The following is a 13,248-nucleotide window of genomic DNA, read 5'->3' on the forward strand; positions in this document are numbered from 1 at the left end:
TTTTGCCGCGTGCCGCGTGCCGCGTGCCGCATGCCGCTTGTCGGCGGCCTACGCGGCCATCCAGTCGTCCACGCCCGCCAGCAGCTTCCGCTTCACGTTCTCCGGGGCGGCCGACCCCCGCACCGACTGACGCGCCAGTTCCGCCAGCTCCGCGTCGGTGAACCCGTGGTCCTGCCGGGCGATCTCGTACTGGGCGGCCAGCCGGGACCCGAACAGCAGGGGGTCGTCCGCGCCCAGCGCCATGGGCACGCCCGCCTCGAACAGCGTCCGAAGCGGTACGTCCTCCGGCTTCTCGTACACGCCCAGGGCGACGTTCGACGCAGGGCAGACCTCGCACGTCACCTGCCGGTCCGCCAGCCGTTTCAGCAGCCGCGGATCCTCCGCCGCCCGCACCCCGTGGCCGATCCGGTCGGCCTCCAGGTCGTCCAGACAGTCCCGCACGGACAACGGCCCGGTCAGCTCGCCCCCGTGCGGCGCGGACAGCAGCCCCCCCTCCCGCGCGATCGCGAACGCCCGGTCGAAGTCCCGGGCCATGCCCCGCCGCTCGTCGTTGGACAGCCCGAACCCGACCACACCCCGGTCCGCGTACCGCACCGCGAGACGGGCCAGCGTCCGCGCGTCCAGCGGATGCCTCATCCGGTTCGCGGCGACCAGTACCCGCATCCCGATCCCGGTGTCCCGCACCGTCGTCTCCACCGCGTCCAGGATGATCTCCAGCGCCGGAATCAGCCCGCCCAGCCGCGGTGCGTACGACGTCGGATCCACCTGGATCTCCAGCCACCCCGATCCGTCCCGCAGGTCCTCCTCCGCGGCCTCCCGGACCAGGCGCTGGATGTCCTCGGGTTCCTGGAGGCACGACCGCGCCGCGTCGTACAACCGCTGGAAACGGAACCAGCCCCGCTCGTCCGTCGCCCGCAGCTTCGGCGACTCCCCGCGGCCCAGCGCCTCGGTCAGCGTCTCGGGCAGCCGCACGCCGTGCTTGTCGGCCAGTTCGAGCAGGGTCGCGGGGCGCATCGACCCGGTGAAGTGCAGGTGGAGATGGGCCTTCGGCAGTTCGGAGACATCACGTACACGTGGGGGGTGCGGGGGGTGTTCCCGTGAAGAGTGCTGCATTCCGTGATCCTGCCGCACGACACGCCCGGCCCGACAGCACTTTCCCCGTACGTGGTCTTGCTCGCACAAACAAAGCAGGGACCAACCACACCGGAATGATCCGGTGTGGTTGATCCCTGCCGAGGATGCGCCGAAGACCCGCCGACGACCTGACGAAGACCCGCCGAAGCGCGTCCGTCAGTCCCGCGCCTCCGCCAGCAGCTTCTGGATCCGGCTCACGCCCTCGACGAGGTCCTCGTCCCCGAGCGCGTACGACAGCCGCAGGTACCCGGGCGTGCCGAACGCCTCGCCGGGCACCACCGCGACCTCGGCCTCCTCCAGGATCAGCGCGGCCAGCTCGACCGTGTCCCGCGGACGCTTGCCGCGGATCTCCTTGCCGAGCAGCGCCTTGACCGACGGGTAGGCGTAGAACGCCCCCTCCGGCTCCGGGCACAGCACGCCGTCGATCTCGTTGAGCATCCGCACGATGGTCTGGCGGCGCCGGTCGAAGGCCTCGCGCATCTTCGCCACGGCGTCCAGGTCACCGGAGACCGCGGCCAGCGCCGCCGCCTGGGCCACGTTGGACACGTTGGACGTGGCGTGCGACTGGAGGTTCGTCGCGGCCTTCACGACGTCCTTCGGGCCGATGACCCACCCGACCCGCCAGCCGGTCATCGCGTACGTCTTCGCGACACCGTTGACCACGACACACTTGTCGCGCAGCTCGGGCAGCAGCGCCGGCATGGACACGGAGGCGGCGTCGCCGTAGACGAGGTGCTCGTAGATCTCGTCGGTCAGCACCCACAGGCCGTGCTCGACGGCCCACTGGCCGATCGCCTCGGTCTCGGCCTCGCTGTACACGGCGCCCGTCGGGTTCGACGGCGACACGAAGAGGACGACCTTGGTCTTCTCGGTGCGCGCGGCCTCCAGCTGCTCCACGCTCACCCGGTAGCCGGTCGTCTCGTCGGCGACGACCTCGACGGGGACACCGCCGGCCAGCCGGATCGACTCCGGGTACGTCGTCCAGTACGGCGCCGGGACGATGACCTCGTCGCCCGGGTCGAGGATCGCGGCGAACGCCTCGTAGATGGCCTGCTTGCCGCCGTTGGTGACCAGGATCTGCGAGGGGTCGACCTCGTAGCCGGAGTCGCGCAGCGTCTTCGCGGCGATCGCGGCCTTCAGCTCGGGCAGCCCGCCGGCCGGCGTGTACCGGTGGAACTTGGGGTTCTTGCAGGCCTCGATCGCGGCCTCGACGATGTAGTCCGGCGTCGGGAAGTCGGGCTCACCGGCGCCGAAGCCGATCACCGGACGCCCGGCGGCCTTCAGGGCCTTGGCCTTGGCGTCCACGGCGAGGGTGGCGGACTCGGAGATCGCGCCGACTCGGGCGGAGACCCGGCGCTCGGTGGGAGGGATTGCAGCGCTCATGGGCCCATCGTTCCAGACCGGCAACTTCCCGGGCACAAGGGTTCACGGACTGAGCAGGACGAGACGGGCAGGTGAGACGGACGGTGGGGCGACCCGCGTGCGGCGAGGCGGACAGGACGGGGCCAACGCCGGAACAACAGTCCGGAACCGCCCCCCGGCCAGGGCGATCTTCGGCCAGGACGGCACGGAAGGGACTGCCGCGCGTCCTTTCTGTTCGACGCCCGGCCCCTGAGCACGTACACTCTCACCTCGTTGGCCCTCAGCGGCCCGCGCTCACTCGGTGCAGACCAAGCACCCGGGCGGATGCGGTACGTTGGGGACACACAAAGGGTCGTAGCTCAATTGGTAGAGCACTGGTCTCCAAAACCAGCGGTTGGGGGTTCAAGTCCCTCCGGCCCTGCTACACACACCTTCGCCAGGATGTGTGCGCATGTACGTACAGCAATGCACCGCCGTGCGGCTCAGACCGGGCGCGGCACGGCCACGACCCGGAATCAGGTGAGGACGAGTGACGGACGCCGTGGGCTCCATCGACATGCCTGATGCCGAGGACGAAGCGCCGGACTCCAAGAAGAAGTCGCGCAAGGGTGGTAAGCGTGCCAAGAAGGGTCCGCTGAAGCGCCTCGCTCTCTTCTACCGCCAGATCGTCGCGGAACTGCGCAAGGTTGTCTGGCCGAGCCGTAACCAGCTGACGACGTACACCACCGTGGTGATCATCTTCGTGGTCATCATGATCGGCCTGGTGACTCTGATTGACTATGGCTTCAGTAACGCCGCCAAGTACGTCTTCGGCTGATTCGAAAGCGAAGGGCGCCGAGGTACCCGGCGCCCCTTTCGCGTGTTCCACCCCTATGTATCCAGGAAGAAGCAGCCACAGTGTCTGACCCGAACGTGAACGACGCCATCGAGCCGGTCGAGTCCGTCGAGGACGAGCCCGGCACCGTCGAGGGCGCCGACAACGAGGACACCGAGGCCTCCGTCGAGGCCAAGGCTGCCGACGACGCGGTCGTCGCGGACGTGGACGAGGACGAGACTCCCGAGGCGGAGGACGAGACCGCCGAGCCGGCGAGCGATGACGCGGAGGCCGAGGACGCCGACGCGGAGACCGCCGAAGCCGCGGAGTCCGAGCCTGAGCCCGAGCCCGAGCTCGACCCGATCGAGAAGCTTCGCCAGGAGCTGCGCGTCCTGCCCGGTGAGTGGTACGTGATCCACACCTACGCCGGTTACGAGAACCGCGTGAAGACCAACCTCGAGCAGCGCGCCGTCTCGCTCAACGTCGAGGACTACATCTTCCAGGCCGAGGTGCCGCAGGAAGAGGTCGTCCAGATCAAGAACGGCGACCGCAAGACGATCCGGCAGAACAAGCTGCCCGGCTACGTCCTCGTGCGCATGGACCTGACCAACGAGTCCTGGGGTGTCGTCCGCAACACCCCCGGCGTGACCGGCTTCGTCGGCAACGCCTACGACCCGTATCCGCTGACGCTGGACGAGATCGTCAAGATGCTCGCCCCCGAGGCCGAGGAGAAGGCCGCCCGCGAGGCCGCCGAGGCCGAGGGCAAGCCGGCTCCGCAGCGCAAGGTCGAGGTCCAGGTCCTGGACTTCGAGGTCGGCGACTCGGTCACCGTCACCGACGGCCCGTTCGCGACGCTGCAGGCCACGATCAACGAGATCAACGCCGACTCGAAGAAGGTCAAGGGCCTCGTCGAGATCTTCGGCCGCGAGACTCCGGTCGAGCTGAGCTTCGACCAGATCCAGAAGAACTGACGCCTCGGGCGTCCAGAGCCACCGAAACAGGTCAGACAGGCTCCCGGAGCCGGTCTGACCTGCTCGGTTTTTGGCCGCACACCCATACCCGTTATCGTTGTGCGGTATGCCTGTGTCCGGGTCGCCCCCGGACGCCGGCAGGACCCGAATCGAAAGGACCCGGAGAGCTATGCCTCCCAAGAAGAAGAAGGTCACGGGGCTCATCAAGCTCCAGATCCAGGCCGGTGCCGCGAACCCGGCTCCGCCGGTCGGCCCCGCGCTGGGTCAGCACGGCGTCAACATCATGGAGTTCTGCAAGGCCTACAACGCCGCGACCGAGTCGCAGCGTGGCTGGGTCATCCCGGTGGAGATCACGGTCTACGAGGACCGTTCCTTCACCTTCATCACCAAGACGCCGCCGGCCGCCAAGATGATCCTCAAGGCCGCGGGCGTGGAGAAGGGCTCCGGCGAGCCGCACAAGACCAAGGTCGCGAAGATCACGCGCGACCAGGTCCGCGAGATCGCCACCACCAAGATGCCCGACCTCAACGCCAACGACCTGGACCAGGCGGAGAAGATCATCGCCGGTACCGCGCGTTCCATGGGCGTCACGGTCGAGGGCTGACCTCCACCCCCGTAAGCCAACCGCGCGGCGCCAGCCGCAAGGTCAGGACAGTGTGGCAGGGCCTGCTCGGCCCGCACCACGACTCCTCAGAAGCCAACAGGAGCAGTAGTGAGCAAGCGCAGCAAGTCTCTCCGCGCTGCGGACGCCAAGATCGACCGGGACAAGCTCTACGCCCCGCTCGAGGCCGTCCGTCTCGCCAAGGAGACCTCCACCACCAAGTTCGACGGCACCGTCGAGGTCGCCTTCCGTCTGGGTGTCGACCCGCGCAAGGCCGACCAGATGGTCCGTGGCACCGTGAACCTCCCGCACGGCACCGGTAAGACCGCCCGGGTCCTGGTCTTCGCGACCGGTGACCGTGCCGAGGCCGCGACCGCCGCGGGCGCCGACATCGTCGGCTCCGACGAACTGATCGACGAGGTGGCGAAGGGCCGTCTGGACTTCGACGCCGTCGTCGCCACCCCGGACCTCATGGGCAAGGTCGGCCGCCTCGGCCGCGTCCTCGGCCCGCGTGGTCTGATGCCGAACCCGAAGACCGGCACCGTGACCCCGGACGTGGCCAAGGCCGTGACCGAGATCAAGGGCGGCAAGATCGAGTTCCGCGTCGACAAGCACTCGAACCTGCACTTCATCATCGGCAAGTCGTCCTTCGACGACACCCAGCTGGTGGAGAACTACGGCGCGGCGCTGGAGGAGATCCTCCGTCTGAAGCCGTCCGCCGCCAAGGGCCGGTACATCAAGAAGGCCGCCATCAGCACCACGATGGGCCCCGGCATTCCGGTCGACTCCAACCGCACCCGCAACCTCCTCGTCGAGGAGGACCCGGCCGCGGTCTGAGCCAACGGCTCGCCCAACCGGTTCACGGGCCCCGCACCTTCCGAGGTGCGGGGCCCGTCCCTTTCCCGGTTCCGTTTCCCTTACGGGTGTCAGTGGCCTGGGTTAGCGTGCGGGCACGGGACTCGCACGGGGGTGGGACGTATGACGGGCATGGCGGCACGCCGCATTCTCGTCCGGATCGCGGGGACGGCCGCGCTGGCCTGTGTCACCGCCTGCACCTCCGCCGACGGGTCCACCGGCGGGTCCACCGAGGACGGCGGCCCGTCGACGCAGGCGCTGCGTTCCGTGGAGCGGGCCACCGGGCGGGCGGGTTCGGCGCGGGTCGAGTCGACGACCGTCATGGGCCGCGAGCTGTCGCTGGACGCCGTCGGCACCCTCGGCTGGCGCGACGGCCTCACCGGCACCCTGACGATCACGTACACGGGCGGCACGACCGCCGAGACCATGCGCCGGCTCGGCACCACGGCCATGGAGGCCCGGTACCTGCCCGACGCCTACTACGCCAGGATGGGCGACGAATTCGCCGACCGGGTGGGTGGCAGGCACTGGATCAAGTACGTCTACGCCGACCTACAGAAACTCGGCGACGGCGACGGCGACGGCGAGGGTACGGGCGCCGGGTTCGCGGAGCAGATGCGCAACACCACGCCCCACCAGGCGGTGAAGCAGCTGCTGGACTCCGACGACCTGCGCGAGGTCGGCGAGGAGACGACTCGCGGCCGGCGCACCACCCACTGGTCCGGCACGGTGGGCGGCGCCACGGGCCAGACCGTCGACATCTGGGTCGACGACCGGGACCTGCTGGTCAAGAAGGTCGAGCGGGGGCGGACCGGGACCGGGGAGCTGACCCAGACCGCGTACTACAGCGACTACGGCGTCGCCGTCCTGGCCGAGCGCCCTCCGGCCGCGGACACCGCCGACTTCACGGAGCTGCTGCGAGGGGCGGGTCGGTAATGTGAGGCAGCCGATCGAACCCGTGGGTTAGGCTCACGACGGGTTTAGATTTCAACAATACGTTCGACGCGTTTCCTTGGGGGGAATCGATGAGGCTTTCTGTGTACGCGCGGTCTTCGCGGCGGGGTGGGATGGCGCTCGCCGGCGTGTCGGCTCTGGTGCTGGCGGGCGGGGCCGTCGGCTGCGGTGCCGAGAAGAAGGACGGAGCCTCCGGCGCGGACCGGACCGTCCAGCAGGTCCTGACCGCCGCGTACGAGAAGACGTCCGAGGCCAAGTCCGCCAACGTCGAGATGACGATGTCGACGCCGGCCGCCCTGGACGGTGGCGGTGACGTCACGATGTCCGGCGTCATGGGCTGGGACCCGACGGTCATGGACATGACCATGAAGGGCTCCATGCTGGCCACCGAGCCGGGTGCCCCGGAGCAGGTCCGGATGGTCTGGCGCGACAACGTGATGTACATGGACATGGGCGCGGCGGCCGCCAAGGACATGGACGGCAAGCGCTGGATGAAGATGGACCTGGCGGCCGCCGCCGAGTCCGCGGGTGCCGAGGCCGGGGGCGAGATGCTCTCCGGTCTGGAGAACATGAACCAGAACCCGGTCGAGCAGCTCGCCCTGCTCCTGGAGTCGCCCAACCTCAAGCGTGTCGGCGAGGAGAAGATCGACGGCGTCACGGCCCAGCACTACAAGGGCACGCTCACCGTCAAGGAAGTGCTGGCGAGCAACGATGGTCTGGACGTACTCGAGCCCAAGGAGCGCGAGCAGCTCCTGAAGGGGATCGAGAAGTCCGGCATCAAGGGCTACGACACCGAGGTCTGGGTCAACGACGACGACATGCCGGTCCGCATGGACGTCGGAATGGACACCCCCCAGGGCAACGTCGACATGAGCATGAAGCTTTCGGACTACGGGGCCAAGGCCGAGGTCGAGGTGCCGCCGGCCGCCGACACCTTCGACCTCTTCGAGATGCTCAAGCAGCTGGGCGAGATGTCCGGCGACGAGGCCACCTTCGAGGAGGAGATGGCCGAGCTGGAGGCACTGGAGAGCGGCTCCGGGCTCTGAGCCCACGGCACCCGCGGGGTCCGGGTGCCTGTCCGTGCGCTGGCTCGCCGGGCGGATTTGCTTGACACCGCACCGTTCACGTACGCTTCCCCAGAAGCCAAAGACCGCTGGTCGTTGCCGTGCGCTCGCGAGAGACACGGTGGCCGAAGGATCCGCTGAACTGCGGACGACCCGCGCAGGTGACTGTGGATGAGCTCCCTGGAGTACGCGCCTCGTGCGTGACAAGAGGTCGAGCCACGCCCCGTGCGCCTGCGCCGGGGCGTTTCGTTTTCCCCAGTCCTCCTTCGGGTCCGCGCGGTCCGAATCACCCGGAAGGAGGCCGAGGCTCTATGGCGACGCCCGAAAAGGCTGCCGCGGTTGCCGAGCTGACGGACAAGTTCCGCAGCTCGAACGCCGCTGTGCTGACCGAGTACCGCGGTCTCACCGTGGCGCAGCTCAAGACGCTGCGCCGGTCGCTCGGTGAGAACGCCCAGTACGCCGTGGTGAAGAACACGCTGACCAAGATTGCGGCCAACGAGGCCGGGATCACGCTCGACGACCAGCTCTTCGCTGGTCCGACGGCCGTTGCCTTCGTCACCGGTGACCCGGTGGAGTCGGCGAAGGGTCTGCGCGACTTCGCCAAGGACAACCCGAACCTCGTCATCAAGGGCGGTGTCCTTGACGGCAAGGCGCTGTCCGCCGACGAGATCAAGAAGCTCGCGGACCTCGAGTCCCGCGAGGTTCTGCTCTCCAAGCTGGCCGGTGCCATGAAGGGCAAGCAGTCCCAGGCTGCCTCTGTCTTCCAGGCGCTGCCCTCGAAGCTCGTCCGCACCGTGGACGCGCTCCGTGCCAAGCAGGACGAGCAGGGCGGTGCCGAGTAATTCGGCTCGCTTTCCGATCCTCGCCGCATGACCGCATGAGGTGAGGGTCGACGCGGGCCCGACGTACGCCCGCCTCACCCCGTACATCCGGCACCTGCCGAATTAGTGGAAGGACCGCCATCATGGCGAAGCTCAGCCAGGACGACCTGCTCGCCCAGTTCGAGGAGATGACCCTCATCGAGCTCTCCGAGTTCGTGAAGGCCTTCGAGGAGAAGTTCGACGTCACCGCCGCCGCTGCCGCGCCGGTCGTCGTCGCCGGTGGTGCCGCTGGTGGCGCCGCCGCCGAGGCCGCCGAGGAGCAGGACGAGTTCGACGTCATCCTCACCGGTGCCGGCGACAAGAAGATCCAGGTCATCAAGGTCGTGCGCGAGCTGACCTCCCTGGGTCTGAAGGAGGCCAAGGACCTCGTGGACGGCGCCCCGAAGCCCGTCCTCGAGAAGGTCGCCAAGGACGCCGCCGAGAAGGCCGCCGAGTCCCTCAAGGGCGCCGGCGCCTCGGTCGAGGTCAAGTAACACCCCACAGGTCCTCAGGGGCCTCACGGCTCCCGCTGATCCCATGGATCGCGCGATTCCAGAAGATCCCACAGGGCCTGTAACGCTTCAGCGCTGAAGAGCGATCATCCATCCGGGTGGTCGCTCTTCGGTGTATCCGGAGTCCGGCGGCGGCTGCCTTGCACGTGCGACGGCGGAGAGTATGGTGATCTTCGTCGTGCCGTCGCCGGGGCCCCGAGGGCCCTCTGGCGGCAGGCGGTTCGGGCAAAGGGGGCCTTGACGAACCGCACGCGGCGCGCGATTCTCAGGACGCGTCGTCACAAGGATCCAGAATCCGAGGCATGGATCCACGGCGAAGAGGGCAGTATCACGGTGCGTTGAGGGCGAGGCCTTGCCGCAGGTGGTGAGATCAACGAGGAGCGAACACGGTCATCGAGACCCGCACTGGACATCAGTGTGCCATGTGGCTACACTGACCCTTTGCGCTGCCTGTTAGTTGCCCCCTGCCCGTCACCAGGGGTCTGCCCTCGCCCGAGCACCGACGACCAGAGCATGCCTGACCTGGCTTTTCAGCCACATCAGGCGCCCCCTGTCTTCGTGCACGGAAGAGGGGCCGGTACGCGCGTAGTGAGTCCGAGCCCTCGGAAGGACCCCCTCTTGGCCGCCTCGCGCAATGCCTCGACCGCGAATACGAACAACGCTGCCAGCACCGCCCCGCTGCGCATCTCCTTTGCAAAGATCAAGGAGCCTCTCGAGGTTCCGAACCTCCTCGCGCTGCAAACCGAGAGCTTCGACTGGCTGCTCGGCAACGACGCGTGGAAGGCTCGCGTCGAGTCGGCGCTGGAGTCCGGTCAGGACGTCCCCACCAAGTCCGGTCTGGAAGAGATCTTCGAGGAGATCTCGCCGATCGAGGACTTCTCCGGGTCGATGTCGCTGACGTTCCGCGACCACCGCTTCGAGCCCCCCAAGAACAGCATCGACGAGTGCAAGGACCGCGACTTCACGTTCGCGGCCCCGCTCTTCGTCACCGCCGAGTTCACCAACAACGAGACCGGCGAGATCAAGTCCCAGACGGTCTTCATGGGCGACTTCCCGCTCATGACCAACAAGGGCACCTTCGTCATCAACGGCACCGAGCGTGTCGTGGTGTCGCAGCTGGTCCGTTCGCCGGGTGTCTACTTCGACTCCTCCATCGACAAGACGTCCGACAAGGACATCTTCTCCGCCAAGATCATCCCGTCCCGGGGTGCCTGGCTGGAGATGGAGATCGACAAGCGCGACATGGTCGGTGTGCGCATCGACCGCAAGCGCAAGCAGTCCGTGACCGTCCTGCTCAAGGCTCTCGGCTGGACGACCGAGCAGATCCTCGAGGAGTTCGGCGAGTACGAGTCCATGCGCGCCACCCTGGAGAAGGACCACACCCAGGGCCAGGACGACGCGCTGCTCGACATCTACCGCAAGCTGCGTCCGGGCGAGCCGCCCACGCGTGAGGCCGCGCAGACGCTTCTGGAGAACCTGTACTTCAACCCGAAGCGCTACGACCTCGCCAAGGTCGGCCGCTACAAGGTCAACAAGAAGCTCGGCGCCGACGAGCCGCTGGACGCCGGCGTACTCACCACCGACGACGTCATCGCCACCATCAAGTACCTGGTGAAGCTGCACGCCGGTGAGACCGAGACGGTCGGCGAGTCGGGCCGGGAGATCGTCGTCGAGACCGACGACATCGACCACTTCGGCAACCGCCGCATCCGCAACGTCGGCGAGCTGATCCAGAACCAGGTCCGTACGGGTCTCGCCCGTATGGAGCGCGTCGTGCGCGAGCGCATGACCACCCAGGACGTCGAGGCGATCACGCCGCAGACCCTGATCAACATCCGGCCGGTCGTCGCCTCCATCAAGGAGTTCTTCGGCACCAGCCAGCTGTCCCAGTTCATGGACCAGAACAACCCGCTGTCGGGGCTGACGCACAAGCGTCGTCTGAACGCCCTCGGCCCGGGTGGTCTCTCCCGTGAGCGGGCCGGCTTCGAGGTCCGTGACGTTCACCCGTCGCACTACGGCCGCATGTGCCCCATCGAGACGCCCGAAGGCCCGAACATCGGTCTGATCGGCTCGCTCGCCTCGTACGGCCGGATCAACCCGTTCGGTTTCATCGAGACGCCCTACCGCAAGGTCGTCGACGGCCAGGTCACGGACGACGTGGACTACCTGACCGCCGACGAGGAGGACCGCTTCGTCATCGCGCAGGCCAACGCCACGCTCAACGACGACATGCGCTTCTCCGAGGCCCGCGTCCTGGTCCGCCGCCGTGGTGGCGAGGTCGACTACGTCCCCGGTGACGACGTCGACTACATGGACGTCTCGCCGCGCCAGATGGTGTCGGTCGCGACCGCCATGATCCCGTTCCTCGAGCACGACGACGCCAACCGCGCCCTCATGGGCGCGAACATGATGCGTCAGGCGGTGCCGCTCATCAAGAGCGAGTCCCCGCTGGTCGGCACCGGCATGGAGTACCGCTCCGCCGCCGACGCCGGCGACGTGGTCAAGGCCGAGAAGGCGGGTGTGGTCCAGGAGGTCTCCGCGGACTACATCACCACCACCAACGACGACGGCACGTACATCACGTACCGCCTGGCCAAGTTCTCCCGGTCCAACCAGGGAACCTCGGTCAACCAGAAGGTCGTCGTCGCCGAGGGCGACCGGATCATCGAGGGCCAGGTCCTGGCCGACGGTCCGGCCACCGAGAACGGCGAGATGGCGCTCGGCAAGAACCTGCTGGTCGCGTTCATGCCGTGGGAGGGTCACAACTACGAGGACGCGATCATCCTGTCGCAGCGCCTCGTGCAGGACGACGTCCTCTCCTCGATCCACATCGAGGAGCACGAGGTCGACGCCCGTGACACCAAGCTCGGCCCCGAGGAGATCACCCGGGACATCCCGAACGTCTCCGAGGAGGTCCTCGCCGACCTCGACGAGCGCGGCATCATCCGCATCGGTGCCGAGGTCGTCGCCGGCGACATCCTCGTCGGCAAGGTCACGCCCAAGGGTGAGACCGAGCTGACTCCGGAGGAGCGCCTGCTCCGCGCGATCTTCGGTGAGAAGGCGCGCGAGGTGCGCGACACCTCCCTGAAGGTGCCGCACGGTGAGATCGGCAAGGTCATCGGCGTCCGCGTCTTCGACCGCGAAGAGGGCGACGAGCTGCCGCCGGGCGTGAACCAGCTGGTCCGCGTCTACGTCGCGCAGAAGCGCAAGATCACCGACGGTGACAAGCTCGCCGGCCGCCACGGCAACAAGGGCGTCATCTCCAAGATCAACCCGATCGAGGACATGCCGTTCCTGGAGGACGGCACCCCGGTCGACATCATCCTGAACCCGCTGGGTGTCCCGTCCCGAATGAACCCGGGACAGGTCCTGGAGATCCACCTCGGCTGGCTCGCCAGCCGCGGCTGGGACGTCTCCGGCCTCGCGGAGGAGTGGGCCGAGCGCCTCCAGGCCATCGGCGCCGACAAGGTCGAGCCCGGCACCAACGTCGCCACCCCCGTCTTCGACGGTGCGCGTGAGGACGAGCTGGCCGGTCTGCTCCAGCACACCATCCCGAACCGCGACGGCGAGCGCATGGTGCTCCCGTCCGGCAAGGCGAGGCTGTTCGACGGCCGCTCCGGCGAGCCGTTCCCGGAGCCGATCTCGGTCGGCTACATGTACATCCTCAAGCTCCACCACCTGGTCGACGACAAGCTGCACGCCCGGTCGACCGGCCCGTACTCGATGATCACCCAGCAGCCGCTGGGTGGTAAGGCCCAGTTCGGTGGCCAGCGCTTCGGTGAGATGGAGGTGTGGGCGCTGGAGGCTTACGGCGCCGCGTACGCCCTCCAGGAGCTGCTGACCATCAAGTCCGACGACGTGACCGGCCGCGTGAAGGTCTACGAGGCCATCGTCAAGGGCGAGAACATCCCTGAGCCCGGCATCCCCGAGTCCTTCAAGGTGCTCATCAAGGAGATGCAGTCCCTGTGCCTCAACGTGGAGGTGCTGTCCTCGGACGGCATGTCCATCGAGATGCGTGACACCGACGAGGACGTCTTCCGCGCAGCGGAGGAGCTCGGCATCGACCTGTCCCGGCGCGAGCCGAGCAGCGTCGAAGAGGTCTGACGGGAGTCCGGTCCGGA

11 protein-coding genes and 1 tRNA gene are annotated in these 13,248 nt (G+C 67.9%); 10 read left to right on the top strand and 2 right to left on the bottom strand.

The window, feature by feature from the left end:
* Nucleotides 1–48 precede the first annotated feature (48 nt).
* A complete protein-coding gene (locus tag ACH4NX_RS14435; RefSeq protein ID WP_351389603.1) occupies nucleotides 49–1,113 on the bottom strand; it encodes an adenosine deaminase in 1,065 nt (354 codons plus the stop codon).
* Nucleotides 1,114–1,290: 177 nt separating this feature from the next.
* Nucleotides 1,291–2,517, bottom strand: a complete 1,227-nt coding sequence (locus tag ACH4NX_RS14440) for a pyridoxal phosphate-dependent aminotransferase (RefSeq protein WP_351389601.1) — start codon at nucleotides 2,515–2,517, stop codon at nucleotides 1,291–1,293.
* Nucleotides 2,518–2,844: 327 nt separating this feature from the next.
* Here ACH4NX_RS14440 and ACH4NX_RS14445 point away from each other — a divergent pair.
* The 10 genes from ACH4NX_RS14445 (at nucleotide 2,845) to rpoB (ending at nucleotide 13,231) form a co-directional block, all read left to right on the top strand.
* Nucleotides 2,845–2,917 (top strand) — tRNA-Trp (locus tag ACH4NX_RS14445).
* 108 nt (nucleotides 2,918–3,025) lie between these two features.
* Nucleotides 3,026–3,313 carry a preprotein translocase subunit SecE gene (gene secE, locus ACH4NX_RS14450; RefSeq protein ID WP_279565425.1) on the top strand — a complete coding sequence of 96 codons (288 nt, stop codon included), beginning with the start codon at nucleotides 3,026–3,028 and terminating at the stop codon, nucleotides 3,311–3,313.
* A gap of 80 nt (nucleotides 3,314–3,393) precedes the next feature.
* Nucleotides 3,394–4,281 (top strand): transcription termination/antitermination protein NusG, encoded by an 888-nt coding sequence (gene nusG / locus ACH4NX_RS14455; RefSeq protein WP_398127066.1) that lies wholly within the window; start codon nucleotides 3,394–3,396, stop codon nucleotides 4,279–4,281.
* A gap of 169 nt (nucleotides 4,282–4,450) precedes the next feature.
* On the top strand, nucleotides 4,451–4,885 hold the full coding sequence (gene rplK / locus ACH4NX_RS14460) for a 50S ribosomal protein L11 (RefSeq protein ID WP_003974315.1): 435 nt from the start codon (nucleotides 4,451–4,453) through the stop codon (nucleotides 4,883–4,885).
* 108 nt (nucleotides 4,886–4,993) lie between these two features.
* Nucleotides 4,994–5,719, top strand: a complete 726-nt coding sequence (gene rplA / locus ACH4NX_RS14465) for a 50S ribosomal protein L1 (protein ID WP_345593521.1) — start codon at nucleotides 4,994–4,996, stop codon at nucleotides 5,717–5,719.
* A 141-nt stretch (nucleotides 5,720–5,860) separates the two neighbouring features.
* A complete protein-coding gene (locus tag ACH4NX_RS14470; protein WP_398127067.1) occupies nucleotides 5,861–6,673 on the top strand; it encodes a hypothetical protein in 813 nt (270 codons plus the stop codon).
* Nucleotides 6,674–6,804: 131 nt separating this feature from the next.
* On the top strand, nucleotides 6,805–7,737 hold the full coding sequence (locus ACH4NX_RS14475) for a hypothetical protein (RefSeq protein WP_398127068.1): 933 nt from the start codon (nucleotides 6,805–6,807) through the stop codon (nucleotides 7,735–7,737).
* A 329-nt stretch (nucleotides 7,738–8,066) separates the two neighbouring features.
* Nucleotides 8,067–8,597: a 50S ribosomal protein L10 gene (gene rplJ / locus ACH4NX_RS14480; protein WP_073725156.1), complete on the top strand. Its 531-nt coding sequence runs from the start codon at nucleotides 8,067–8,069 to the stop codon at nucleotides 8,595–8,597.
* Nucleotides 8,598–8,719: 122 nt separating this feature from the next.
* A complete protein-coding gene (rplL, locus tag ACH4NX_RS14485) occupies nucleotides 8,720–9,109 on the top strand; it encodes a 50S ribosomal protein L7/L12 (protein ID WP_189728713.1) in 390 nt (129 codons plus the stop codon).
* Nucleotides 9,110–9,745: 636 nt separating this feature from the next.
* Nucleotides 9,746–13,231, top strand: coding sequence for a DNA-directed RNA polymerase subunit beta (gene rpoB / locus ACH4NX_RS14490; RefSeq protein ID WP_351389587.1), 3,486 nt, complete (start codon nucleotides 9,746–9,748; stop codon nucleotides 13,229–13,231).
* The last annotated feature ends 17 nt before the right edge of the window (nucleotides 13,232–13,248 follow it).

It is taken from the genome of Streptomyces sp. NPDC017225 (assembly GCF_044331465.1).
In the GTDB taxonomy this organism is placed as follows: Bacteria; Actinomycetota; Actinomycetes; order Streptomycetales; family Streptomycetaceae; genus Streptomyces.